Annotated in this window: 26 protein-coding genes and 1 other RNA gene; 11 read left to right on the top strand and 16 right to left on the bottom strand. The window is 37.3% G+C overall.

What is annotated here, in order from left to right; translation table 11 throughout:
* Nucleotides 1-70 precede the first annotated feature (70 nt).
* The 5 genes from rdgC to RHO14_03205 all read left to right on the top strand — a co-directional run bounded on the left by rdgC (nucleotide 71) and on the right by RHO14_03205 (nucleotide 3,182).
* Nucleotides 71-958: a recombination-associated protein RdgC gene (gene rdgC, locus RHO14_03225; protein ID WVD71815.1), complete on the top strand. Its 888-nt coding sequence runs from the start codon at nucleotides 71-73 to the stop codon at nucleotides 956-958.
* A gap of 110 nt (nucleotides 959-1,068) precedes the next feature.
* A complete protein-coding gene (locus RHO14_03220) occupies nucleotides 1,069-1,593 on the top strand; it encodes a hypothetical protein (GenBank protein ID WVD71814.1) in 525 nt (174 codons plus the stop codon).
* Nucleotides 1,593-1,799: a hypothetical protein gene (locus tag RHO14_03215; protein WVD71813.1), complete on the top strand. Its 207-nt coding sequence runs from the start codon at nucleotides 1,593-1,595 to the stop codon at nucleotides 1,797-1,799. The genes RHO14_03220 and RHO14_03215 overlap by 1 nt, the downstream gene beginning before the upstream one ends.
* Nucleotides 1,800-1,851: 52 nt before the next feature.
* Nucleotides 1,852-2,052: a hypothetical protein gene (locus tag RHO14_03210; GenBank protein ID WVD71812.1), complete on the top strand. Its 201-nt coding sequence runs from the start codon at nucleotides 1,852-1,854 to the stop codon at nucleotides 2,050-2,052.
* The gene (locus tag RHO14_03205; protein ID WVD71811.1) at nucleotides 2,037-3,182 is read left to right on the top strand and encodes a site-specific integrase; all 1,146 of its coding nucleotides are present in this window, start codon (nucleotides 2,037-2,039) and stop codon (nucleotides 3,180-3,182) included. Before RHO14_03210 ends, RHO14_03205 begins: the two co-directional genes overlap by 16 nt.
* A gap of 126 nt (nucleotides 3,183-3,308) precedes the next feature.
* Here RHO14_03205 and ssrA read toward each other — a convergent pair.
* The 5 genes from ssrA to smpB form a co-directional block, all read right to left on the bottom strand.
* Nucleotides 3,309-3,672: a transfer-messenger RNA gene (gene ssrA, locus RHO14_03200) on the bottom strand.
* A gap of 36 nt (nucleotides 3,673-3,708) precedes the next feature.
* Complete coding sequence (locus RHO14_03195; protein WVD71810.1) at nucleotides 3,709-4,083, bottom strand: DUF488 family protein; 375 nt, start codon at nucleotides 4,081-4,083, stop codon at nucleotides 3,709-3,711.
* Between the two features lie 92 nt (nucleotides 4,084-4,175).
* Nucleotides 4,176-4,628, bottom strand: coding sequence for an META domain-containing protein (locus RHO14_03190; protein ID WVD71809.1), 453 nt, complete (start codon nucleotides 4,626-4,628; stop codon nucleotides 4,176-4,178).
* 160 nt (nucleotides 4,629-4,788) lie between these two features.
* Entirely contained in the window at nucleotides 4,789-5,769 is a 981-nt protein-coding gene (locus RHO14_03185) for a D-glycerate dehydrogenase (protein WVD71808.1), read from the bottom strand.
* 548 nt (nucleotides 5,770-6,317) lie between these two features.
* Nucleotides 6,318-6,800: an SsrA-binding protein SmpB gene (gene smpB, locus RHO14_03180; protein ID WVD71807.1), complete on the bottom strand. Its 483-nt coding sequence runs from the start codon at nucleotides 6,798-6,800 to the stop codon at nucleotides 6,318-6,320.
* 70 nt (nucleotides 6,801-6,870) lie between these two features.
* Here smpB and RHO14_03175 point away from each other — a divergent pair, with 70 nt between their 5' ends.
* The 5 genes from RHO14_03175 to RHO14_03155 are packed head-to-tail and all read left to right on the top strand — an operon-like array spanning nucleotide 6,871 to nucleotide 8,818.
* Nucleotides 6,871-7,302 (top strand): type II toxin-antitoxin system RatA family toxin, encoded by a 432-nt coding sequence (locus tag RHO14_03175; GenBank protein ID WVD71806.1) that lies wholly within the window; start codon nucleotides 6,871-6,873, stop codon nucleotides 7,300-7,302.
* Nucleotides 7,303-7,316: 14 nt separating this feature from the next.
* A complete protein-coding gene (locus RHO14_03170; protein WVD71805.1) occupies nucleotides 7,317-7,619 on the top strand; it encodes an RnfH family protein in 303 nt (100 codons plus the stop codon).
* Complete coding sequence (gene zur / locus RHO14_03165) at nucleotides 7,606-8,070, top strand: zinc uptake transcriptional repressor Zur (protein ID WVD71804.1); 465 nt, start codon at nucleotides 7,606-7,608, stop codon at nucleotides 8,068-8,070. Before RHO14_03170 ends, zur begins: the two co-directional genes overlap by 14 nt.
* Entirely contained in the window at nucleotides 8,040-8,423 is a 384-nt protein-coding gene (locus RHO14_03160) for an EamA family transporter (protein ID WVD71803.1), read from the top strand. The genes zur and RHO14_03160 overlap by 31 nt, the downstream gene beginning before the upstream one ends.
* Nucleotides 8,423-8,818 (top strand): EamA family transporter, encoded by a 396-nt coding sequence (locus tag RHO14_03155; GenBank protein WVD71802.1) that lies wholly within the window; start codon nucleotides 8,423-8,425, stop codon nucleotides 8,816-8,818. The genes RHO14_03160 and RHO14_03155 overlap by 1 nt, the downstream gene beginning before the upstream one ends.
* A 50-nt stretch (nucleotides 8,819-8,868) precedes the next feature.
* Here the strand turns inward: RHO14_03155 and RHO14_03150 are convergent, their stop codons facing one another.
* The gene (locus RHO14_03150; GenBank protein WVD71801.1) at nucleotides 8,869-9,495 is read right to left on the bottom strand and encodes a YfdX family protein; all 627 of its coding nucleotides are present in this window, start codon (nucleotides 9,493-9,495) and stop codon (nucleotides 8,869-8,871) included.
* 459 nt (nucleotides 9,496-9,954) lie between these two features.
* Between RHO14_03150 and RHO14_03145 the strand changes: the two genes are divergently transcribed.
* Nucleotides 9,955-10,209, top strand: coding sequence for a YfhL family 4Fe-4S dicluster ferredoxin (locus RHO14_03145; protein ID WVD71800.1), 255 nt, complete (start codon nucleotides 9,955-9,957; stop codon nucleotides 10,207-10,209).
* A gap of 2 nt (nucleotides 10,210-10,211) precedes the next feature.
* On the opposite strand, the gene ispH is transcribed toward RHO14_03145, so the two are convergent.
* The 10 genes from ispH to vgrG form a co-directional block, all read right to left on the bottom strand.
* Nucleotides 10,212-11,153, bottom strand: coding sequence for a 4-hydroxy-3-methylbut-2-enyl diphosphate reductase (ispH, locus tag RHO14_03140; GenBank protein WVD71799.1), 942 nt, complete (start codon nucleotides 11,151-11,153; stop codon nucleotides 10,212-10,214).
* Nucleotides 11,150-11,635, bottom strand: a complete 486-nt coding sequence (lspA, locus tag RHO14_03135; protein WVD71798.1) for a signal peptidase II — start codon at nucleotides 11,633-11,635, stop codon at nucleotides 11,150-11,152. Before lspA ends, ispH begins: the two co-directional genes overlap by 4 nt.
* Before the next feature lie 72 nt (nucleotides 11,636-11,707).
* Nucleotides 11,708-14,515: an isoleucine--tRNA ligase gene (gene ileS / locus RHO14_03130; protein WVD71797.1), complete on the bottom strand. Its 2,808-nt coding sequence runs from the start codon at nucleotides 14,513-14,515 to the stop codon at nucleotides 11,708-11,710.
* Nucleotides 14,516-14,616: 101 nt separating this feature from the next.
* Nucleotides 14,617-15,561, bottom strand: coding sequence for a bifunctional riboflavin kinase/FAD synthetase (ribF, locus tag RHO14_03125; protein WVD71796.1), 945 nt, complete (start codon nucleotides 15,559-15,561; stop codon nucleotides 14,617-14,619).
* A gap of 95 nt (nucleotides 15,562-15,656) precedes the next feature.
* On the bottom strand, nucleotides 15,657-16,316 hold the full coding sequence (folE, locus tag RHO14_03120; GenBank protein ID WVD71795.1) for a GTP cyclohydrolase I FolE: 660 nt from the start codon (nucleotides 16,314-16,316) through the stop codon (nucleotides 15,657-15,659).
* Nucleotides 16,317-16,469: 153 nt separating this feature from the next.
* On the bottom strand, nucleotides 16,470-17,612 hold the full coding sequence (locus tag RHO14_03115) for a T6SS immunity protein Tli4 family protein (GenBank protein ID WVD71794.1): 1,143 nt from the start codon (nucleotides 17,610-17,612) through the stop codon (nucleotides 16,470-16,472).
* 76 nt (nucleotides 17,613-17,688) lie between these two features.
* Nucleotides 17,689-18,828 carry a T6SS immunity protein Tli4 family protein gene (locus RHO14_03110; protein WVD71793.1) on the bottom strand — a complete coding sequence of 380 codons (1,140 nt, stop codon included), beginning with the start codon at nucleotides 18,826-18,828 and terminating at the stop codon, nucleotides 17,689-17,691.
* Nucleotides 18,821-20,647: a hypothetical protein gene (locus tag RHO14_03105; protein ID WVD71792.1), complete on the bottom strand. Its 1,827-nt coding sequence runs from the start codon at nucleotides 20,645-20,647 to the stop codon at nucleotides 18,821-18,823. Before RHO14_03105 ends, RHO14_03110 begins: the two co-directional genes overlap by 8 nt.
* 29 nt (nucleotides 20,648-20,676) lie before the next feature.
* The gene (locus tag RHO14_03100; GenBank protein ID WVD71791.1) at nucleotides 20,677-21,804 is read right to left on the bottom strand and encodes a hypothetical protein; all 1,128 of its coding nucleotides are present in this window, start codon (nucleotides 21,802-21,804) and stop codon (nucleotides 20,677-20,679) included.
* 80 nt (nucleotides 21,805-21,884) lie between these two features.
* On the bottom strand, nucleotides 21,885-24,407 hold the full coding sequence (gene vgrG / locus RHO14_03095) for a type VI secretion system tip protein VgrG (GenBank protein ID WVD71790.1): 2,523 nt from the start codon (nucleotides 24,405-24,407) through the stop codon (nucleotides 21,885-21,887).
* Nucleotides 24,408-24,546 lie beyond the last annotated feature (139 nt).

Raw genomic sequence — 24,546 nt, 5'->3', positions numbered from 1 at the left:
TGGAGTACCATCGTACGTTCTTGGAGTGCAGACCAGAGCGTTTTATTAATTAACACGTGGAGTATTAAAAATGTTTTTCAAAAATCTTATCGTTTACACAATGCAGGATAATAGCAGCATCAAAAATATTAATGATGATCTATTACAAAAAATTGCATTTGTCCCTTGCGGTCCAACTGACTTTTCAAAAATGGGCTTTGTATCGCCAGTTGATAATTATGCTTTGATGCTCACCCTTGGTGAACATTCGCTTCTAAAGGTTAGGACAGAAAGCAGGATCCTACCCTCTTCTGTTGTCAATAAGAAGCTAGCTGAAAAGGTTAAACGCCAAGAAGAGTTATTGCAGCGTAATTTAAAAAAATCAGAAAAGCTTTTATTGAAAGATGAATTGATGATTGATTTATTACCTCAAGCATTTACAAAAGACCAATATACTAATATTTGGATTAATCACCGAGATAATTTTATTGCTGTTTCTAGCTCGAGTTTCAAACAAGCTGAAAATATACTTGCATTATTGCGCAAGGAACTTGGCACGTTAGCTGTAACACCATTATCAAGCGATCAACCGGCAGAAAGAATGTTTACTGAATGGCTCAGAGAAGATAAAGCAGCTGAAAACTTTATTATCCATAATGATGCGCTTTTAGTTGATCCACTTGATACGGGAAAAATCAAACTAACCAAAGAAGACTTAACGACTGACGCGGTTAAAAATTACTTAGATGCAGGTCGTACAGTTGAATCAATTTCACTAGTTTATAAAGCTCAAACAACGTTCACGATCAATACTAGTTTTATTCTATCAAAGATTGGTTATTCTTCTGAAATGTTAGATAAAAATGATGATTTCAACGTTGACGAAAAAGAATGCAGGATAGAAGCTGATTTTTTACTTGTAGCAGAAGAGCTATCTAGTTTAATTAAAGATTTAATGCCAAATTTTAAAACTGAATAATTTTCGGAATATTTTGTAGTTGAATTTGTACCTAATCCAACTAGTGCAAAAAATGCCTTAGTTGGATAAACCTTAACGAGTGCAGACGTTAACAATAAAGTGGAGTATTTATGACTTGGATAACAACCTATTCTGGCCGTCATTTTGACTATTTAAAACCTAGTATTGAATCAATCAATATAACCGATATTGCTAAAGCATTATCACATGAGTGCCGATATACAGGTCAGCTAGAACGATTTTACAGTGTTGCACAACACTGTGTTGAATGCAGCTATATCGTTCACAAAAAATTCGCTTTAGAGGCCCTATTGCACGACGCTGTTGAAGCATATTGCAAAGATATACCCTCTCCTTTAAAAAGACTTTTACCTGATTATCAACGTATGGAAAAAAGCATTGATCTAATCGTTAGGCAAAAATTTAATTTACCGCTAGCCGAATCACCAGAAGTAAAACGCGCTGATTTAATTATGTTAGCAACAGAACACCGCGATCTTGCTAATGATGGTAAAGACTGGCCTATATTAAAAGACATTCCTATGCTTCAACGCAAGATTGAGCCATTACCTTCAAATATAGCTCTCATTCATTTTAAAAGGCGTTTTGACGAATTAACGATGGGGATGATCTAATGCATAACAAGAAAATGAGGTTATCAGATATAAAGCTATTTCACCACTTTAAGCATGATGGACGAATACTACAGCTAATTGATAATGATTATTTAGAGCAATGGGCAGTTGGGTATGATCAAAAAACAGGGGAAGTAATTAACTTAAATTTATACATAAATGTTGAACCTATAAATGTAGATATCATTGAAATTAATAATCGTTAAGTTGCAGATAACAATTATTTGAAAATTTTGTGGAGTATTTGGAGTAAAAATTATGATACGTTATTTACCATTAAGCAAATATTGTAGTGATTTTGGTGATACGGTTAATGCTGTTAATTTACGGTTAAAACGAGGAATATGGGCGCACGGAATCCATGTTTTTAAAGTGTCAGGAATCAAAGAACGGCAAGTGGATATTTTGGCGGTAGATGAATGGAAAGGCAAGGAAAAGCAAAAATGCCGCGCGGAGTAACTATTCGTGAGCATACAGTAAGTAAAACAATATCGATCACCTTTACTTACAAAGGTGTTCTTTGTCGTGAGCCACTAAAAGGCTTACCGGTTACCACATCGAATATAAAATATGCTGAACGGCTACGAGGTGAAATAATCAATAACATAGAAAGAAACATATTCAACTATGCTGATTATTTCCCGAACTCACCGAAATTAAAAGCATTTGGTTATTCAAGTAAAGGATTAACAGTATTTAATTCATTAAATAACTACATTGAACTATGCTGTAAAAGGCAATTATCTCCATCGACAATTGATGGTTACAAAAAATGTGTTAATGCTCTTAGATATTTGCATAATATTTTGGTCACAGAGCTGACAGCCGGTATTATTAAAAACTGGATCCAAGAGCAAACCACATCACTAAAAACTAAGCGAAATATTTTATCTTTTCTAAAATCATCGTTAGATGATGCGGTTATTGATGGCTTAATACTTGTTAATCCGGTTTCATCAGTATCAGTATCTCGTTATCATAATGCTGAACATGACAAAATTAAGGATGACTATGTTGTTGACCCATTTTCACCTCGCGAAATCGAATTGATATTGAAATCATGCATAGATGAACAGCATTACAATTTATTTAAATTTGCATTTGCAACGGGGTTAAGATCAAGCGAATTGTGTGCAGTAAAATGGAAAGATATAAATTTCAATGATAATACACTTCATATTAATTCAGCTAGAGTAGTTGGTATTGAAAAAACGACGAAAACAAAAGCTGGTACCAGGACTATAGAGCTAAATATACAAGCTATTTCAGCGTTATCTAACCAAAAAAAACATAGAGTTTTAGGTAATGAATATATATTTTTGGATCCTAAAACAAAATCGAACTGGGCTAGCGCTGACGCGATCAGAAAAAAAGCATGGGTACCGGCATTAAAACGAACGGGAATTAGATACCGGAATCCGTATCAAACACGGCATACATTTGCTACCAGTCATATCAGTCAAGGCGTAAACCTTTTTTGGTTATCAAAACAAATGGGGCATAAAGGACCTGAGATGCTATTCCGTCATTATGGAAGTTATCTCAAAGAATATGACGGAAATACGTCGATCAATAAATCTGCAAGTTAACTTCACGTGCACTACACGTGCACTTTTAAGACCACGTGTAGACCATTTTAAGACTATTTACTGTGTTTTTAACCAGTTTAAAAAATCAATAACTTGTTGATTTTATTGATAATAAATTTATTTGAGTGGTGGAGCTGGGGGGAGTTGAACCCCCGTCCGAAATTTCTACATCCTCGGCACTACATGCGTAGTTTGTCTTTTAATTTCGTCTACCCGCTGCGAACAAACACGCCACTGATAAACTAGCTTGATTAGTTTTAATGCTTCCGCCACAAGCTAGGCTTCCACACGATCTCGTTTGGGTTTGACTCCCCTTGATCCCCGTCCTACGAGCGAAGGCTAGGGAGGGAAGGCTCTGAGCAGGTTATTAAGCTGCTAGTGCGTAGTTTTCGTCGTTTGCGACTATATTTTGCGGTTTGTTAACGAGGCCTACCGCACCTCGGCATGCACCTTGGGTTTCGCAAATCCCGTCGAATCCAGAATCAGCCCCAAAAATGAAACACTAGTATACCCAAAATTCTGACGTTTAACTAGCGCTATTATTTTGCTTAAGCTTATTAAGTAAAAAGTCGCGCAATACGATCGCATGATTATGCTTAAGATCTCGACTTCCATATAACAGCGTTATTGGCTCATTATCTTTAAGTTTTTGATATAAAGGAATTATCGCGGGATTATTTTCAAGTTCTTGCTGATAATTTTGATAAAAAATATCCCATTCATCTAAATGCTCGTGATACCACTGACGTAGTTCATTTGATGGGGCAACCTCTTTTAACCAAGCAACACCAGTAAGCTTCGCTTTACTAATTCCCCTTGGCCATAAACGATCAACTAAATAACTATCTTGATTAAAAGACGCTATTTTTTCATAAACACGTTTAAGGGTAATTAATGACATATTATGATATTTTATCGAAATTTATTGACGGCTTGAAACAAATAAACCGCATCGCTAGTCAAAAACGATACGGCTTGAATGACACCAATAGATTATTTAGTGTTATCTTTTTGGGTCATTGGTAGGTTTTGTTGTTGATAAACTAACGTATTGTTACCTGATTTTAAAACCAGTTTACCATTTACTTTCTCAACATTAGCACCTTTACTTAACATATCGCCAATTACAGTATCTAGTTGATTTAAAGTAGGCTCATTACAAAATACGCGAGTCATTGCAACGCCATCAGCAGCTTGTAATACGCCATTTTGATAGATTGCTTGGCCATTAAATATATTACACATTTTGCCATTTAATTGAATATTAGTCACACTGCTATCTTGAGTAATATTAAGTACAGGTGGAATAGCGTTTGGTATAGGCTGATCATTTACTGAAACAAGTAGATAACTACCAACGATATTGTTATCAGTTTGGTTACTAGAACAAGCTGCTAACAATGCTGAAGCACCAACAACGGCACATAATGTCACTATTTTTTTCATTTCTGTCTTTCTCCTAACTTATTAAAAAATTACACAATTAAATTAAATGGTTCCGTTTACCTAACAATAGCATAATTTCAATACAATGCAATTAAAGTAAGCGTGATTATTAATAATTACCATAATCATTAAAACATGAAATACACTTAGATATCAATAATTAACCCACTTCTGGATTAACCCAATTAGCAATTGGTTTATCACTTTGTAACGCCGCAATAATATTATCAACTGCGCATTTTGCCATTGCATAACGGGTTTCCGTCGTTGCCGAGCCAACATGTGGCGATAGTAAAATATTATCTAATTTTAATAAGGGGGAATCCATCGGTAATGGTTCAACTTCAAATACATCAAGCCCCGCTGCGCGAATAATTTTATTTTTTAGCGCCTCACCTAACGCCTGCTGATCAATAATTTTACCGCGTGCGCCATTTATTAATATCGCTAATGGTTTCATCAAAGCGAGTTTTTCTTTGGTGATTAAGTGCGTGGTTTCTGGCGTTAAAGGTAAGATCACAACAACAAAATCGGCTTGTTTTAATAAATCATCTAACTCACAATGAATTGCTTGATATTTTTGCTCTACATCTTGATGTGCTGAGCGATTATAATAAAGAATATTCATATCAAAGCCGCAATATGCGCGCTTAGCTATCGCTTTACCTATACGCCCCATTCCAAGAATACCTAAGGTTTTGCCATAAATATCTGTGCCGTAATAATCTGGCGTGATACTCTTAGTCCATTTACCATTATGGATTAAATTCGACAATTCAACGGTTCTTCTAGCGGTTGCCATTAATAAGGTAAAAATAAGATCGGCGGTTCCTTCAGTTAGGACAGTAGGCGTATTCATTAAACGAATGCCCCGTTTTTTGAGCGCCGCTAAATCATAATTATCAAAACCAACAGATATGGTTGATGCGGCTTTAAGATTGGGAGTATTAGCTAAAAAAATATCATCCACTCTCGTTGCCATATTAGAGCCAATTATACCATCAGCATTAATTAGGGCTTTGGTAAATGCATCTGTATCAGCATCTGGGCTACTTGTAAAAACAGTTAGATTGAATGCTTGTTCTAACCTTTTTTGCTGTTCAACAGGAATTTTACTAAATAAAACGACATTTTTTTTCATAAAAACACCCATAATGTATATAAATTAAGTTGTCAGTTTAGTCTTTATTCGCTCAAAAATAAAAGAAAACAACTTAAATATTATCGATACGAAAGTTAGTTTTATTCAGTGAAAGATCATAATAAGCATACTATTAACAAATACCAGGCTAATTATTTAGTTTGAAGGTTTAACTTAAGCCCAGCTAAAATTAGCGCCAACAAGCAATTGAAAAGAATATTTTTATTAAGGCTTTGGTTGCTATAACAAATATAACAATATGTAACCGTTATCTTGCTAAACTTTCCAAGACCTTGCATGACGTAAAAAAATAAGGATAGGTGATATCAACAATCATATATATAAGCCGTTTAGCGTTACCATGTTTTAAACGACTTGTTATTTAATTGCACATTCAAGGCACGCTTTAATACAATTTGTTAAAGCGTTAATTTCAGATTTAGCTAGGCTGAGGATCTTATTTTACCTGCTCGGCAGTTTTATAATTTCATGAATTGTTGGAGTTTTAGCGCTCGCTTTTTGTAACCATTTAGCTCACCTCGTTAGCATTAACGATTCGCGTTTTTCATGATCCGTGCCTTATTGACTTGCCATTCACGATCTTTTTCATCGGCACGTTTATCGAATTGTTTTTTACCTTTAGCAACGCCGACTTTGATTTTAACCCAAGCATTTTTCCAATACATGGATAACGCAACAACCGTGTAACCTTCGCGATTAATTAGACCAAATAATGAAGATAACTCTTTTTGATTTAAGAGTAATTTACGTGTTCGAGTTGGATCACAAACGACATGACTTGATGCAACGCTTAATGGCGTAATCGTTGCGCCAAATAGCCATGCTTCGCCATTTTTAAAGATCACATAACTATCGCTAATATTTACCTTACCTGCACGTAGGGATTTAACTTCCCAACCTTGCAAAGACAGACCAGCCTCGATTTCTTCTTCAATGAAGTATTCGTGGCGCGCGCGTTTATTAAGTGTAATTGTTGCCGAACCCGGCTTATGTAATTTTTTCTTTGTCATAATATGCGATATTATAGATTTACATGCTACTATATGCCACAACTTTATGTGTAATTAATAATTTAAATTTATGACTCGTGTTTTTTATGAAATAACAGAACCCTACTCAACAACACAAATGTTTGATTTAGTTAATGATATTAACTCATATCCTTTGTTTGTGCCTGATTGTGCAAGTGCGGGTATATTACGTCAGCAAGACAATATTGTTCAAGCTTTTATCGAGGTTGAAAAACTTGGATTTAAGAAAAAATTTATTACGCTCAATAAACTTAATACGCCGCACTCAATGGAAATGACCTTAATTGATGGTCCATTTAGTCAATTGCGCGGTACTTGGAGCTTTATCGCTATATCGGAACATGAGTGTAAAATTAGTTTTGATCTTACATTTGAGTTTAAAAATAAGTTGCTTGATCTTGCCTTTACACCATTGTTCAAAGAATTAATGGAAAATATGGTAAAAGCCTTTAGTGATCGAGCAAAACACGTTTATGCTTAATTGGGGTTGTTGATATGATTAATGTACAAATTGTATATGCCTTACCTGAAAATCCAATTATCGTTGATTGCACTATCGATGATAATTGCACGGTAAAACAGGCGATAACACAATCAAATATATTATTTCAACACAATCTTATTCTTGATAATCATCAAATCGGTATTTATGGTAAACCGGTAGTCTTAACAGATACATTACAAGATGGCGATCGTATCGAAATTTATCGACCATTAATTAATGATCCTAAAGAAATTCGCCGCAAACGCTCACTTGCGCAGCAAAAAAAGAAAAGGCAAGCCAATGAGTCGCGATAATCATTTATTAATATTAAACGATATTGAAGCTGTTTGTAAAAAGCGTAATGTTAAATTAACCAATCAACGTAAAATTGTTCTTAACATTATGCTTCAGGCACAAAAAGCCATGAGTGCATACGAGCTCTTAGATTTACTAAAACAAGAAGAGCCTCAAGCTAAGCCACCTACTATTTATCGTGCGTTAGATTTTTTATTAGAACAAGGTTTTATCCATAAAGTAGAATCGTCTAATAGCTATATTATTTGTCCTCATTTTAGTCATCCTAACCATATTTCGATTTTATTTATTTGTGATAACTGTAAGCAGATCCTAGAAAAAAATAGCCACCAAATAGAAAATAACCTAGAGCAGCTTGCTAAGCATAATCAGTTCGCAGTAAAGCATAGTATTATAGAAATACATGGTCTTTGCCCTGCGTGCCAGAACACATCCCTTTTATCAAAATGACATTGGCTATTTTTGGTTTATGGCTTTGTAGTATCTGCTGTGATACTGTTGGTCAAATTGCATTTAAATGTGCCGCAATATCACCTAAGCGTCAAAGTGGATGGCATTACTGGTTTGCTATATTACGTAGTTACTGGCTATGGATTGGTGTATCCGCTTACGGCGTTGGTTTCTTATTTTGGATTGCCTTTTTAACCTTATTACCGCTATCCCAAGCAATTTTACTCGGATCAGCTAATATTATTTCGGTTATGATTGTTGGCCGCTTAGTGTTTAAAGAGCAGTTAACGCCATATCGTATAATTGGTGTTAGCTTAATTACCTTTGGCGTTATTTTAGTGGGGATCGGTTAATGAAGCGTTTTTATATTATTGGCTTTGCATGCTTGTTATTATTTGATACGCTTGGCCAAACGGGCTTTAAGTTTTCGGCACTTAATGCAAGGCCGCTTGACTACTCATTAGAATGGGTAATTCGAATCTTATCTAATAAATGGATCTATATTACCACCTTAAGCTATATTGGCGCTTTTTTTACTTGGATGATTTTATTGAAAAAAGCCCCTGTAGGCCCAGCATTTGCCGCATCAAGGCTACAAATTGTTACAGTAATGTTAGTATCAATATTTATCTTTAATGAGCCTTTGACAGTCACTCGCACATTAGGTGCGATAATTATCATTTCGGGCATTATATTTTTGGCATTAGCTGAAAAAAAATTAGCAAGTAAGCAAAAAGATAATCAATAAAATACGCAGTTATTACATAACTACGTATTTTAAACGAATGGTGTTATTGATTATTTAACATCAACTAAGGTTTCACTATCAATAACAATGGCTAATTCCGCGTCACGTAATACGATATTCGCTTCATAATATTTGCCATTTTTAAGGAGTTTTTGAGCTTTACTAACGGCAATACGAGTTTGTGCAAGCGGCATTAGATACTGCGTTTGATTAACGCCAACACCGGCTAATTTTAACTCTTCTATTGCTCCTTGTTTATCACCACTTTTCATCTTCTTATTGGCTTTTTCAATTGCAGCATTTTTAGCTTTAGTCGCGACATAATTTTCCGCAATAGAAATAGAAGAATCAATTAATACATAATCACCATTTTTAGTTAGTGCCGGATCTTTAGCCTGTTTAACAAAGTTTTTCCAGTTTGTTGCATCAGCGGCGAGTAATTTTGCTGCTTGATCGGTTAACTTCATTGCAGAGTCAGGATTAGCATTAAAAATCGCTAGTCGTGCATATTGCATCATTCGAACAGCGTCAAAGCCTTGAGTTGCAACTGCTGATAGTTCTTCAATTTGTTGGTTGGTAATAGCCGATTGAGGGACTTGTATTGTTGGTGTACTTGCTGAAGAAAAGCCTGATAACATAGCGAGAGAAAGAGCGGTTACAGTTAAAATACGTTTCATAATGTGATTCTCCTAAAATATTCTCATTCAGAATTTTTCTGAGTTTAACAAATAATAAACCGAGGCTGATAATAAATAAGTTATTTATTATCAGTAATATATATACTATGCCTTCTCGTATACCGTGTCAAATCACGTCTAAATTACGATTTAAATCGGCGCCTTGCCTACTCAATAGGTACACAAAGCGTCGTCGCCAATATTATTCAGTTATCTAATGTTGATCAGATATAATTTGCGAGCCCTTGCCATGTAAGTAAATAGTTTAGATATCTCTATTTAGTTATGATTTAATTTTATTTCACTAATTGTTAAAGCCAATCAATAAAACTAAACCAGATAACTAAGAGAAGAGTCTAAGATATTTCATTGATAATAAACTAACGCCACACTCACTATCAAATTCGTTGAACTTAACTAAGAACGACGTATAATGCACAAGAATTTTAAGGAATAGTCATGGCGTTAAAAATAACATCTAAATGTATCAATTGTGATATGTGTGAACCCGAGTGCCCTAATGATGCAATATCAATGGGTTTTGATACTTATGAAATCGATCCAGCTAAGTGCACAGAATGTATAGGATATTACGATCATTCAACTTGTCAGCGAGTTTGTCCTATTCAAAATGCGATCATTGCAGATCCAAATTATCATGAAACTGAAGAACAGCTTATGACAAAATTTAATCTGATAAAAAAATCGCGTTAATACTATTTGATATCAATTCTTAAAGCTTTAGGGATTTCAAAAATAATATCTTCTAATATACCGTCCATCTCAATTAATGAATGATAGCCAATACCTTTAAGGTAATTAACTACGTCATTAACTAAAATTTCTGGTGCAGAAGCGCCTGCGGTTACCCCAATAATTTTCGCATTTTCAAGCCAGTTAGGTTGAATATCTGAGCTAAAATCGATTAAGTAAGCCGGTTTACCTTCGCGGCGAGCAAGTTCAGCAAGGCGATTAGAATTAGACGAATTTTTTGAGCCTACGACTAAAACAACATCAGATTGCTTCGCAAGTTGACGCACCGCTTGTTGGCGATTGGTTGTGGCATAGCAGATATCATTTTTACGTGGGCCACGAATATTAGGAAAACGTTGATATAAAGCCTCAATCACTTCAGCGGTATCATCAACAGATAATGTCGTTTGCGTCGTAAAACAGAGGAAATTTTCATTTTTTACTTGTAATTTAGCAACATCAGCAATTGATTCAATAAGATAGATCCCACCTAAAGAGTTACTATATTGCCCCATTGTACCTTCAACCTCAATATGCCCAGCATGGCCAATTAAGATCACCTCTTCACTGCGATTGCTTGCTCTGGCAACTTCCATATGTACTTTTGTCACTAATGGACATGTTGCATCAAATACCTTTAAACCACGTTCTTTCGCTTGATTTCTTATCGCTTTAGATACGCCATGAGCAGAAAAAACTAATGTAGCCCCATCAGGCACATCATTAAGATCTTCAATAAAAATAGCACCCATCTCTTTTAAGCGATTAACGACATAACGGTTATGTACTACTTCATGACGAACATAAATTGGCCCATCAAATAGATCAATTGCACGCTCAACAATACTAATTGCCCTATCAACACCCGCACAAAAACCGCGCGGGTTGGCTAAAATAATTTTCATTTTTTAGGCTCTTTTCTCGTGTTATAACCAGCAAAGATAAAAAGCACAATACCGACACAAATGGCGCAATCAGCAAGATTAAATGTCGGGTAATGCCATGAACCGAAATTAACATCTAAAAAATCGATCACAAAGCCATGGTAAATACGATCGAATAAATTACCTAAGGCTCCACCAAGAACTAAAGCGAGCGAAAAGCTTTCTAATTTTTTAGTTCGGCCATTTTTATAAAGCATATAAATAATTAATAAACTAATAATAATTGCAACAGCTGCTAATAACCATCGTTGGCCTTCAAGAATACTAAATGCAGCGCCAGTGTTTCGATAGTAGCTAATTGAAAAGAAGTTTAACAATCGAACTGATTCACCATAATAAAAAGTATGATGAATATAAAATTTAGTCGCTAAATCAGTAATTAGCACAACCGCCGTAAAAACTAACCAGATAAGGCCTTTAGCCTTTGCAAAACATAGCTTCATATTAGCTCACTCTTTTAAATAGCAAAGGCAAGATATTCACCTTGCCTCTACGTTTATACACTAAAATAATATTTAGGCAAACTGACGAACTTCACCATTACCATGAATATTAGTATCGCAGCGTTTACATAAATGCGTGGTCGGTTCATTATCAACAGTATAGTGCCAGCAACGAGGGCATTTATCACCCTGAGCTTTATCTAATTCGATTTTTAGCCCTTCAATCTCAGTCGAGATAGCATTAGCTGTTGCTTGAGCCAGTGGTTTTACAATCGCCTGTGAAGTTAATAGCACAAAACGTAATTCGTTTTGTAGTGATGATAGTGCCGCAAATAATGCCTCATCTGCATATAATGTTACAGATGCCTCTAATGAGCCGCCAATGACTTTATCGTTACGACCTTGTTCTAATACTTTATTAACTTCATCACGAATTTGTAAAATATGTCCCCAGTATTGGCTGTTCATTTTTTCGCTATCAGCTAATGTAAATAAACCTTGATACCACTCATCAGCGAAAACAAATTCAGGCTTATTATCAATTGGTAAATATTGCCAAATTTCATCAGCGGTAAATGATAATACTGGCGCAATCCAACGAACCATCGCTTGAACAATATGGTATAAAGCGGTTTGACAACTATGACGAGCAACGCTATCGCTTTTAGCTGTATATTGACGATCTTTGATAATATCTAAATAAAACGATCCCATCTCAATTGAGCAGAACTGCATAATACGTTGCACAACTTTATGAAAATCATAATTATCATAAGCATCAATAATTTCTGCTTGAGCGTCTTTGGCCATACTAACCGCCCAACGATCTAAAATCACCATATCTTCTGGCTTAACAAGATCTGTTTTAGGATTAAAGCCATTTAGATTTGCTAATAAAAATCTTGCCGTGTTACGAATACGACGGTAACTATCTGCTGAGCGCTTAATAATTTCATCAGAATAAGCAATTTCACCCGAGTAATCTGTTGATGCAATCCATAACCTTAAAATATCAGCGCCTAGTTTACCCATTACTTCTTGCGGGGTAACAATATTACCTAATGACTTAGACATCTTACGGCCTTGACCATCAACAGTAAAACCATGCGTTAATACTTGATTATACGGTGCGCGATTATCAATAGCCGTTGATAACATTAGTGATGACATAAACCAACCACGGTGCTGATCAGAGCCTTCTAGATATAGATCAGGCGCATGACCATTAAACTCAGGACGCACACTCACAACGGAATAAAAAGTTGAACCAGAATCAAACCAAACATCTAAAGTATCTGGAATTTTGCGATAATCGTCGGCATCAGGTCCTAGTAGCGCTTTAATATCGGCATCCCACCAAGCTTGAATGCCACCCTTTTCAACTAACTTAGCAACTTTTTCAATCAGTTCTAAAGTATCAGGATGAAGTTCATCTGTAACCTTATTCACAAACAAGGTCATCGGTACGCCCCAAGTACGCTGACGCGAAATACACCAATCAGGGCGATTTGCGACCATTGATTCGATTCGAGCTTGTCCCCAATCTGGGATCCATCGAACTTGCTTAATTTCACCTAATGATTGTTTACGTAAACCTTGTTTATCCATGCTAATAAACCATTGTGGTGTTGCACGGTAAATCACAGGTATTTTGTGTCGCCAGCAGCAAGGATAACTATGCTCGATATTTTCAAAATGCAGTAATACGCCCTTTTCAGTTAGCATTTCAACAATAATTTTATTTGCTTTAAATACGAATAATCCATCTAACCCAGCGCCAGTACCTGGTAGATAACAACCATTACCACCAACAGGATTGGCGACTTCTAGCCCATATTTTTGCCCTACTGTAAAGTCTTCAACCCCGTGGCCTGGCGCAGTATGCACGGCGCCCGTACCGGCATCAACAGTTACATGCTCGCCAAGTACAATTGGCTCATCAAAATCCAAAAATGGGTGCTTAAAGCGTAATAGCTCAAGCGCTTTACCTTCGCTACTCGCTAAGATTTTCCAATCACTAATTCCGGCCCTAGCCATAACCGACTCAACAAGCTCAGCGGCTAAAATCACACATTCTTGTCCATTAATCTGAACTAATTGATATTCAACCTCAGCATTTAATGCAATCCCTCGACTTGCTGGTAATGTCCAAGGTGTGGTTGTCCAAATAACGGCATAAATAGGCAAATCAGTTTTAACCGCAAATTTAGCTGCAACCGCCACATTATCGACGGCTTTAAATTTTACATCAATTGCTGGCGATGATTTATCGTAATATTCAACTTCTGCTTCAGCAAGAGAAGACATGCAATCAGTGCACCAGTAAACAGGCTTGGCCCCTTTTACAACATGACCATTTTTAATAACTTTACCTAGCGCACGGATAATGTTCGCTTCAGTATCATAATTCATAGTCAGATAAGGATTATCCCAGTCACCAATAACGCCCATACGGATAAAATCGGCTTTCTGAATTTCGACTTGTGAAGCGGCATAATCACGGCAAATTTGACGAAACTCTGCAGGCGAAATTTTCTCGCCAGGTTTACCGACTTGCTCTTCAACTTTTTGTTCAATTGGTAAACCATGACAGTCCCAACCCGGAATATAAGGAGAATCATAACCCGTTAATGTTTTTGATTTAATGATAATATCTTTAATAATTTTATTAACTGCATGACCAATGTGAAGCTTACCATTTGCATAAGGAGGGCCATCATGCAAAATAAAACTTTTTTGCCCTTTTTTAGCTTCGCGAATATGGTGATAAAGGCCCTTATCGTACCAATTTTGCAACATTGCAGGTTCACGTTTAGCTAAATCACCACGCATAGGGAAGCCCGTTTCAGGGAGATTCAATGTGTCTTTATAATCTGTCATGCTATTTATTCCGCTTTAATATGACTTAGTTAATAAATTAATATAAATTGTTTTTAAACAAACCCGCGTTAAACGAATTTTAAATAATATTTTGCTATGATTTATCTCATAGCGGCAAATTTTGCCTTAATCTTATGTGCGATGCAAATATCTTGTTCAATTTGCGCTTGTAGAGCCGCTAAAGAATCAAATTTAATTTCATCGCGAATTTTTTCAATAAACTCAACTTGTAAATATTGACCATAAATATTCTGATTAAAATCGAAAATATTGACTTCTAAAATAGCCGTTTTACCATTTATTGTCGGTCTTATTCCGATATTGGCAATACCATAATGTTCTTGATTTGAGCACATCTGTTTTACTTTGACAAAATAAACACCATGTAGTGCTGGTTTTTTGCGTTGCAAATGAATATTTGCCGTAGGAAAACCTAATTGCCTAGCTAATTGATTACCATGAACAACTCGTCCTTGAATAGTATAAGTTCGTCCTAGTAACATTTTTGCTTGCTCAAAATCATCATTTAGCAATGCTTGGCGAATTGCGGTACTACTTACTCGCAAACCATTAATAATATAGCTTGGTAAGCTTTCTAATTCAAAACAGCCACTATCAGCATACTGTTTAAGTAACTGCGTGTCACCTTGTCTTTTTGCACCGAATTTAAAGTCATCACCAACAATAATATACTGCGCCCTTAGTTGACCAATCAATCCCGCTTCAATAAAGTTTTTAGCGCTCATATTTGCAAAGGTTTGATTAAAGGTTATCGCCAAAACATAATCAACACCTAATGATCGAATAAATGTGCATTTTTCCTTAAACGACATTAATCGCGAAGGCGCATCTTCAGGCTTAAAAAATTCTAACGGCTGCGGCTCAAATAACATAACAACGGTTGGTAATTGCTTTGCCGCACCAGCTTGCTTTAAACGCGCGATAAGTGCCTGATGGCCTAAGTGAATACCATCAAAATTACCCATCGTTATCACACAGCGATTGATACGATTATGTAGGTTACTTAGTCCGAGAATGATTTCCATTAATTCACGCTTTTAAAAATACATTGTTAAAATAATTATGTAACGTTAAAAATAACGGGCTATTATATCAAAAAACCTAACTAAACGGTAGTTAATCAATAGTGTTTTAACGCTCTTAAAAATTCTTGCCTTGTGCTAGGATTCGTTTTAAATCCGCCACCTAAAGAAGTCGTTGTGGTAACACTATTGGCATCTTTCACGCCTCGAGCTTTAACACAGTAATGGACAGCATCAATTGACACCGCGACGTTGACAGTCCCAAGTAATGTTTGTAATGCGACTAAAATTTGCTGAGTTAATCGTTCTTGAACTTGCGGGCGCTGTGAAAAAAACTCAACAATACGGTTAATTTTAGATAAACCAATTACCGATGCTTTAGGGATATAAGAGACAGTTGCTTTACCATCGATAGTTACAAAATGATGCTCGCAAACGCTGGTCAACGTAATATCACGCACCGTTATCATTTCATCAACTTGCATTTTATTTTCGATCATCGTAATTTTAGGGAAATTATGATAATCAAGCCCCGAGAAGATTTCATTAACATACATTTTTGCAACGCGGTGCGGCGTTTCGGCCAAACTATCATCAGATAAATCAAGTTCCATCAATTTCATTATTTCACGAAAATGAGATTCAATTTTTGCCTTACGCTCAGTATTATCCATTGCCATACGGCAAAGTGGCGTTTCAAGATTTTTAGCCTCAAGGGCCGCTTTAACCTTTTGCGCTTCAATGCTTAATTCATTCATGATAAAAACTCGAATATTGTGTTATCTGGCTATTATATACTAATAATTATTTAATATGTACTAAGCAAATGAGCGCTTATTATGAATAAGTTATTCGATTTTTTCTACACAAAACTTAACAGGCAATCGTTTACCGTAAATGGCGATAAGCCGCTACTCTGGCTCAAACGAACTTTCACGGATTTTTATACTATTGGTTATTTCACGCCAAATGACAATTAACTGCGCTTGAGTATACCCCTGCGTTTCGTCTTCGGGAATTCTGTAAGTCATTTTGATTTGTAACTGTGGTGTTTTATGGCTTGGATCAAGCATATTAATACCTAATATAAACTTATACCCCCAGTCATCTGAGTCATAGCCTGATTCATCCGAAAAAAACTGACCTTTTACCAGCCATTCTTCCAGTTTTAAACCATGACTTTCACGCGTGCCCTTATAAATAGTGTGACCACGATCTTCGGTCACGTAACTTTCGGATTGATCAAGTAGTTTATAATAGCCTTTATAATTGTTATACGAGATATTAAAATAAAAATCGTTGTCCGAATCATGCTGATAAGTAACCCCCGTATTTTTCCATTCTTGCTCCTCTCCTTGCATAAATCCACGTAATAGACAAAAACCCGGCGTAGTTGGGATAGTCAAATCATCACGTGGCTTAATCCGGTCAAAAAGTTTACGCAGCTCAAGTAATCTTTGTGGAACGTCATTAGTATAAAGTTCTGGGTATTTTATCCTGTTTTCGTCATGTTTTTCATCAGAACCATTTTGAGCTTTCATCTCGATTTTCAAGGTTACTTCATCTTGCCAGCGGTACCCCTCGAGAACTCTCGCTGAATCATCGGTACCCTGGCTCTCCATTCGTTCAAAAATAATGCCTTGTATTTTATCCGGATGATTTGTGTGCACGGGGTAAATCGCTTTTAAATAAGGGCTATCAATCGGGTCAACCGTTTTAGTTTTTTTAAGCGCCTCCTCACGCAGGGCGATCAGCTGTTTAAACGGAGGTAAATATTGTTGCTTGGTGGTAATGATAACATCACCCGTATCCTTATAATAAAAAAGGCTTTCTCTATTGACTTTAAATGCTACAGGAAAATCAATTAAATAGGTGCCAATACAACGTGTTAGTGAGTTTGAGAGTAACGCCGTAACTTGTTGCTGCTCTTTTAATGGGAGAGTGGTCATTTTGATATCCTTGTTAAATATCTGACAACTGGTTAATACGGTTAGTGCAAGTAGACTTGCCACAATGCCGTAACGCCGTTTATTTAATTTAACCAGTTCAATCATTAACTCTTCCCTTATATTCAATTTTTTCTACACAAAACTTAACAGGCAATCGTTTACCGTAAATGGCGATAAGCCGCTACTCTGGCTCAAACGAACTTTCACGGATTTTTATACTATTGGTTATTTCATGCCAAATCACCATCAGTTGGTCTTCACTGTATCCCTGAGTTCCATCTTTTGGGATTTTGTAGTACATTTCAAGACGTAATTGCGGCGTTTTATAAGTTGGGTCGGTCATATGGATCCCTAGTGTAAACAGATAACCCATGTCATCAGTATCAAATCCCTTCTCATCAAGAAAATATTTCCCTTTGACTATCCACTCTTCTAATTTCAGGTATTCACTACTTCTTGTACCTTTATAAATAGTATGCCCTCGGTTAGAGGTAAAATAACTTTCTGGCTTATCGAGTAGGGCGTAATCGTCAGCATAATCATTGAACTTAAAATAGAAAGAGAAGTTCTCGATACTATTATGAAGATAACCATAATTCATATCTTTCCATTCTCGATCTTCCCCTTGCATAAAACCACGTAAAAAACAAAATCCAGGTGTAGTTGGAATCGCTAAATCATCACGAGTCTTAATTCGCCCAAATAGCTTACTCATGTCGGTGAGTTTTTGAGGAACATTATTAGCATATAACTTAGGGTAGTCCTCTCTATCATCATCATATCGACTCGCTATTCCATTACGCGCTTTTATTTCAATTTTTAACGTTACTTCATCTTGCCAGCGGTATCCCTCTAAAATTCTAGCCACATCTGGAGTACCAATACTTTCCATATGTTCAAAAATAATTCCTTGTATTTTTTCGGGATCATCACTGTATAAAGGATAAATCGCTTTTAAATAATTACCATTAATCGGATTTACCGGTTTAGTATTTTTTAACTCTTGCTCACGCAGTGCTATCATCTGCTTAAAGGGCGGTAGATATTGCGGGTAAGTATTAATTTTTACGGTTCTATTTCGATAGTTAAAATCCATAGTATCATCTGCCTTAAAGACTGCTGGCAAATCGATTAAATAAGTGCCGATACAGCGAGTTGGCGAGTTTTGTAATAATGCGGTTACTTGCTCTTGTTGCTCTTTTGATAATGTCATGTGACGAATATCCTTATGAAAATAGTTATAACCAGAGACTAAAATAATCGCTAAAACAACCGCGATTAAGGCATAATACTTTTTATTATATATGGATTGTTTAGTCATTAATTTTTACTTCCTGCATAATGTCAACAATTGCCCGAAGAGTAAACTCTTGACTGATAGTACTTTTATACGCACCTTCATGATCAATAGCTAAATGCATACGCGCTTTTAAATGCTTTATGTCAATCTCGCCTGAGCGTTTAGGCACCGTACCATCACCATTACCATCAGCACCTTTTAGAATATAGCTTTCGGCTATATTGCCCCATTTAAATACCCCCTGCCAATCATGAGCAAAGTCATCAAGTTTATTTTTTTCTACCCAATCATGGTGACTTGCTTCAAGTGTTCGGTGCGCTGAAAGCTCACGGAAATTCAAACGCCTTTTATCTCCAATATCGGTCTGTATTGGTTTGGTTAAATCATCCTCATAGCCTTGTTTAAATTGACCTTGCCAGTGAGCTGTTTGATAGGTTAACACTGCCGTGTTAATATTTTGTTCATTATCTTCAATACCAAAAAAAACGTAAGTCTTTAAGTGATAGCTATTAATAATATCCTCATTGAATGTTTGTACTTTATCTTTAATTATAATCACATATTTAGCCCAATCATCTTCCATTTGTCTTTGATTATGTTCGGTATTAAGGGGATTTATCAGGTGTGGCTCACATACGCACCACCATTTATTTTTTGCGAGATATATCTCTTTATATGGGTCTGACTCAGGATACGATTTCTCGTTGCCATCAGGATCGGTAATAGTGAGCCAGCGCATACCGTATTCAGGTGTGGGTAATAATTGCAGTGGTCCTGGTGATTGAGCACAGACGGCTGTCATTTCTGCCGCATCCTTACCTAATACATTTTCCATAACTGCCGCACTTATTTTACCAACACCTGTCGCGCCGTTAACTTCTGTACCACGTTTCATCCGAGTATAGGCAGCTACGGCCCCCGTCGATGGTTGCACGCCATTAATCACCCCACACACCTTTTTACCGCCACCTAATGCCTGAGTATAATAACGGGCAACCAGCCCTCCCATTGAGTGAGTAACTAAAATCACTTGTTCACAGCTCAGTCCACGGTTTTTATAATAGTTAGGCAAGGTCACTTCAACCAATTTTTTTAATGCCATAGCGCTATCTTCATTGGATTGTAGCCAGTTATAACCCATCGCATGTACTGGAAAATAAAACGCCTTACAGCGCTTAATTTGCTCATCGATTAGTTCTAATTTAACTTTTGATTTTTCATCTACTTTGAAGCTTGGGGCACTGACTAAACCAGCCAAGTCGATTGATAACGAACTGCTTGGGTCAAATAAACTCTCTTGAAAAGTCTGTAAAAATTCACCATAACTGATGTTGGCGACCGTTCCCCAGCCTCTTTCCCGCCGAGTACCAAACAGTTTGTTTTCTGGATGATTGTTGATAATCTCTTGGCGTTTTGCATCATAATCCTTAGCCGCCTCAGTAAATTTTTTGATATCATCCTCATCAATACTTTTTATTGACTGCTTGTAAGTTTCCTCGATTTGCGCTAATTTTTTTACCGCCGCATCAACGACAGTCCCTCGATCATCCACTTCCGTTGCATTAGGGTCTAGTTCTAATTTACGCGCTTTGGCTGTACCATAATGGGGAAAAGACCAGCCCATGGCTGATATCTCGCAATCTAATCGCCAAACCGGTTTTGAATATTGGGAATTATTTCTTGCTGTTGTCTTTTCTTTTAAATTACTGCCCATCACGCCAGGAATAAAAATAATCGGCACCACCAGTCGCGGTTTTTCTACCTCGATAATATTCTCTTTACTCTGTGACTTTGGCACCGTCATAAAATGATATTCGGTTTGTAAGTTAGGTGTATCCATCCACTTTTCTGCCTATTTTATTGTTGTCGTTAAACCAACTGGGTTGGGCTAATCAGTTGTAAGCACAGCTGCTGCTTAGATTGGCTGACGGCTAATTGCAATGTAAATTGTTCATTAGCATAACAGTTAGCCATCGTTAGCAGTAAGTATTGACTTAAATTCGTCGGTTTGGCAAAGGTTAAATCAATATCGTGAACAACATTGTTATCCCCGTCTGTTTCTATTGCTATCCCCAGTTTATGGCGCTGCATCGCTAAAGCCAGCCCATTTTTTTTATCTAATCCAGATAGCCAAATCGCTTTTACTTTTTCAGGGACTTGCTGATTATAGCTAAAAAGTTGCTCGATATCCGCAGATAGATCCACTTCATCTGACATCATTAAGCGCCCTAACCACGATTTGATAGGCAACTGCTGATGATAAGAGTTATCACCGATTAACATCGCACTGATAAACTTGCTATGCTGACGATAAGCCTTATCACTGTATTGGCACACGAGTAATAGCGAGAGTGCTAACGTGTCGCCATCATCATAAAGCATGGTCATCAATGCGTCATAATCATCAATAGGCTCTGGCTTTAAATTCCAATGTGAAAATATGGCGTCAATCAGCTGATTATCGGCCATAAGTTCATCCGGTAGATAGATATGCGTCAGATATTTACGGTAATTAGGTGCTTGCTTTTCTAAATTTGACATCACATCGTCAAGAAACCAAAATGGTTTAGTAGAGGATAAAGGATTAAATAGCGGTCTTGCTTTTTCAGGAAATAGTGGAATTTTACTGACGTCGCCGGTTAATGCCTTAATGCCATCGTCTTCAGCCGAAATAAAATAGCTACCATAAACAGGAATTTGTTTTTTACTCCAATGTTGCCAAGTTTGCGTAGTATGCTGATTCTGTTTTTTTAGCTCTTCATTATATCCAAGCGAATAAATATATTTTGATAAGCGGCAAGAGAAGCCAACTAACCATATTAGCAAAGGCAAGACAATAGCATAAAACCAAAAAAGAGACGTATCCTCATTGGTAAATAAAAAGACAGTCAAGGTAAAAGCCACCGCGATTAATACGATTAATGCAATGACCCCAAAAACAATTGACGGGCGCTTAATCTTTTTATAACTTAGTAACGCAGGAATTTGCCATCCCATTTAATCGGTCCTTGTTATCTATTGAGTATTTAGCTATTTAATATTTAGTCGTTCATTATTCTTTTTTTTACTAATCTTAATTATTTTGCCTGAGGCTCAATGATGATTTTTATTGGCTCAACGAACACACTATGCTGCGTCGGCAATTTACCTTCCCCATCAGTCATGGTTTCTATCTCACTGTTATCGGCGCGAATAAGACGCACTTTATGGTTTTTGACGACCGAATTATCATGCTGCCAACGCAGTTGTGAGTCGAATTGATACGCGCCACCTTGCTGTTGATTGGTCATTTGACTCAGGCTTTGGGAGCCCAGCTTTTGCCACGTTGCTGATTTATTCATAATATTATCCGGCGCGCCAATTTCAATCGACCCATCAGCAATACGGATATACGCACCACCACAGGTTAAAATTAGCTCTTGTTTTGCTGAAATCACCGTTCGCCCTTGCTGGCTGGTTATTAACATATCCTTTAATGCACTGAGTGACATCTCATCATTTTGTGCTTGAACATCGACTTTACCTTGAGCAGCAAAAAGCTTAATACCAAATTTTTGCGCAAACAGGCTAATTGCCTCGCCGGCAGCCAAGGTAAATTTGCGTAATACATTAATATTCGCATGCTGATGGCTGGTTACAATTAAATTTTCACCGGCAGTAAGTTGAATACTTTTGGGGGTGACTTGCGCAATCCCTTTCGGGGCTGAGAGTAAAATGGCAGCTTCTTTTAGCTCATCTAAGGAATCAATAAGTAATTGTTTTTGTGTCGCTAAATCCGCTAATTCGGCTTTGGCACGCTCAGCCGCATCTTGCAAAGATGAGACTAATTCTATCGCGCTATCAAGTTGCGCTTTTGCCTCTTGCATGTTGAGCTGTTTATCTTGCGCTTTAGGCTGCGCATCCGCACTAATAAATACCCCTTTACCCGCACGAATTGCGCCCCACTCATCGGTGCGTAGCTCAAAGCCTTCACCGCGCTGCTCTTTATTTTGGTTAACTAAGTGACCGATATTTAGCTGGGTTTTACCGTATTCCGTCGCGAGCTTAATATGCTCTTGACCGCGCTTATCATCCAATCTCAGTTTGTTGTTAGCTGGCGTTCGAATAATATTACGGTGTTTATTAGCAGTGGTAACGTGGTCAGGGTGTGTACTGTCATGCAGGGCATGAGCAATATAGGGTCTGTCAGGATTGCCGCCAGTGAACGCAATAGCAACCCCAGTACCATCGATTAATGGGAAGTGAAAACCATATGTATCCCCTGCGTAAGGTTTCGCGAGCCGTACCCATAAACTCTCTTCACCATTTTTCCAGCTTTTCAGGTCAAAATCGAATTTAACTCGGTAGCGCCCCATGGTGTCAATATAACCATAGGTGTCGTTATCAGGGCTGGTGACACGGGCAGGTAACGTTCCAGCCACTTGTGGCCACGGTAGCGGCGTTGGTCGATAGGGCTTTAATACATCATAAGGGATAGCGGTAAACTGTATTTCATACGACTCACTGCGGTCACCGTAGGATTTGGTTGATAAAACAACAATCCCTTCACTAATCCCGTTTATCGGGCTGCCGCTGACAATAATGCGTTGCCCAGGAGTTAAGTGGTAGTCATTACATTTACCACTGATAATAATTTGGACACTAATGCGCTGCTGATGGCGGATATTTGCATACCAACTGCCGCTTTCAATAATGTTGTTATCGCCTTTGTTTTTAAAGTGCTCACCATAGCGGTAATTGGTACCGGCGGTAGTTGTCAATTTGGGCTGTGAGTTGACCAGCGAGTACATATCAGTTTGTGCCTGACGGTAGTTATCGTCTTGCACCATCACTTGACGTGGCACACTGTGACTTTGAAACTGTAAATCCCACACACTATCACGGGCTTTATCAACCATACCACTGGGTAAGGTGTAACCAATGCTCCCGGCATCGTCAAAGCCTTGCTCGTAATCACTGAGTACCAGCACATCGCAGTGATGCTCGCTATGGCTTTCAAAGCGAAACCATATGCCAACATCGGCAAGTAACCGCTGAATAAAGGCAAGGTCGCTCTCTTGCCACTGGGTAATAAACTCGCGCGCTGGGTAGCTGTCTTTTAGCTCTAAGCGGTAATCAACACCCGTAAAACCATGCCGACGTAGTACTTCTTCAACCACGCTAACCACACTTTGGTTTTGGTAAATAGCGCTATAATAGTCGTTAGCAAATAACGCCAGCCGCGGCTGTAAAACAACCTGATAACGCGCTTCGTCTTTACCCACCGATAACTGGCTAAACTCGGTAATCACGCCATATAAGGTGCGGTTTGTTGGCGGTTTATCAAGGGAACTGATTTGCGTGACTTGCTCAATTAAATTGGGGGCTAAAAAGGTAAAACTGGCAGGCTGACTTAGGACACTGTCAATGGCAATCTGTTTATCATGACTTGTAAAGGTGATCGTATAGTGCCAGGGGTGATTAAGCTGCTCTTCGGTCTTAATTGATAAAATAGACAAAGATGAGATTAATTGGGGAATATTCAATACATAATGGTTGTTAGCCTCATTAATAAGCTTTGCAGCTATCGAGTTTACAACACTAATCAGCTTTTCGGACATGGTTCGACTCCTTTCATCTTTATCTTATAATTATTTTTAATTTTATCGATTCTATTCGTCAAAAACGATTATCATTATAGATTAAAATTTGCCAAAGTTAAGTGTTATTTTTATACTTTCTTTGAGTGTATAACAACCA

Source organism: Orbaceae bacterium lpD04 (assembly GCA_036251935.1).
GTDB classification, from domain to species: Bacteria; Pseudomonadota; Gammaproteobacteria; order Enterobacterales; family Orbaceae; genus Orbus; species Orbus wheelerorum.
The sequence above is the reverse complement of the archived record's forward strand: the minus strand, read 5'-3'. Positions and strand labels throughout refer to the sequence as shown.

Coding starts and splice junctions, on each gene's coding strand:
- rdgC (WVD71815.1), top strand. CDS start 71: ATGTTTTTCAAAAATCTTATCGTTTACACAATGCAGGATAATAGCAGC.
- RHO14_03220 (WVD71814.1), top strand. CDS start 1,069: ATGACTTGGATAACAACCTATTCTGGCCGTCATTTTGACTATTTAAAA.
- RHO14_03215 (WVD71813.1), top strand. CDS start 1,593: ATGCATAACAAGAAAATGAGGTTATCAGATATAAAGCTATTTCACCAC.
- RHO14_03210 (WVD71812.1), top strand. CDS start 1,852: ATGATACGTTATTTACCATTAAGCAAATATTGTAGTGATTTTGGTGAT.
- RHO14_03205 (WVD71811.1), top strand. CDS start 2,037: ATGCCGCGCGGAGTAACTATTCGTGAGCATACAGTAAGTAAAACAATA.
- RHO14_03195 (WVD71810.1), bottom strand. CDS start 4,083: ATGTCATTAATTACCCTTAAACGTGTTTATGAAAAAATAGCGTCTTTT.
- RHO14_03190 (WVD71809.1), bottom strand. CDS start 4,628: ATGAAAAAAATAGTGACATTATGTGCCGTTGTTGGTGCTTCAGCATTG.
- RHO14_03185 (WVD71808.1), bottom strand. CDS start 5,769: ATGAAAAAAAATGTCGTTTTATTTAGTAAAATTCCTGTTGAACAGCAA.
- smpB (WVD71807.1), bottom strand. CDS start 6,800: ATGACAAAGAAAAAATTACATAAGCCGGGTTCGGCAACAATTACACTT.
- RHO14_03175 (WVD71806.1), top strand. CDS start 6,871: ATGACTCGTGTTTTTTATGAAATAACAGAACCCTACTCAACAACACAA.
- RHO14_03170 (WVD71805.1), top strand. CDS start 7,317: ATGATTAATGTACAAATTGTATATGCCTTACCTGAAAATCCAATTATC.
- zur (WVD71804.1), top strand. CDS start 7,606: ATGAGTCGCGATAATCATTTATTAATATTAAACGATATTGAAGCTGTT.
- RHO14_03155 (WVD71802.1), top strand. CDS start 8,423: ATGAAGCGTTTTTATATTATTGGCTTTGCATGCTTGTTATTATTTGAT.
- RHO14_03150 (WVD71801.1), bottom strand. CDS start 9,495: ATGAAACGTATTTTAACTGTAACCGCTCTTTCTCTCGCTATGTTATCA.
- RHO14_03145 (WVD71800.1), top strand. CDS start 9,955: ATGGCGTTAAAAATAACATCTAAATGTATCAATTGTGATATGTGTGAA.
- ispH (WVD71799.1), bottom strand. CDS start 11,153: ATGAAAATTATTTTAGCCAACCCGCGCGGTTTTTGTGCGGGTGTTGAT.
- lspA (WVD71798.1), bottom strand. CDS start 11,635: ATGAAGCTATGTTTTGCAAAGGCTAAAGGCCTTATCTGGTTAGTTTTT.
- ileS (WVD71797.1), bottom strand. CDS start 14,515: ATGACAGATTATAAAGACACATTGAATCTCCCTGAAACGGGCTTCCCT.
- ribF (WVD71796.1), bottom strand. CDS start 15,561: ATGGAAATCATTCTCGGACTAAGTAACCTACATAATCGTATCAATCGC.
- folE (WVD71795.1), bottom strand. CDS start 16,316: ATGAATGAATTAAGCATTGAAGCGCAAAAGGTTAAAGCGGCCCTTGAG.
- RHO14_03115 (WVD71794.1), bottom strand. CDS start 17,612: ATGATTGAACTGGTTAAATTAAATAAACGGCGTTACGGCATTGTGGCA.
- RHO14_03110 (WVD71793.1), bottom strand. CDS start 18,828: ATGACTAAACAATCCATATATAATAAAAAGTATTATGCCTTAATCGCG.
- RHO14_03105 (WVD71792.1), bottom strand. CDS start 20,647: ATGGATACACCTAACTTACAAACCGAATATCATTTTATGACGGTGCCA.
- RHO14_03100 (WVD71791.1), bottom strand. CDS start 21,804: ATGGGATGGCAAATTCCTGCGTTACTAAGTTATAAAAAGATTAAGCGC.
- vgrG (WVD71790.1), bottom strand. CDS start 24,407: ATGTCCGAAAAGCTGATTAGTGTTGTAAACTCGATAGCTGCAAAGCTT.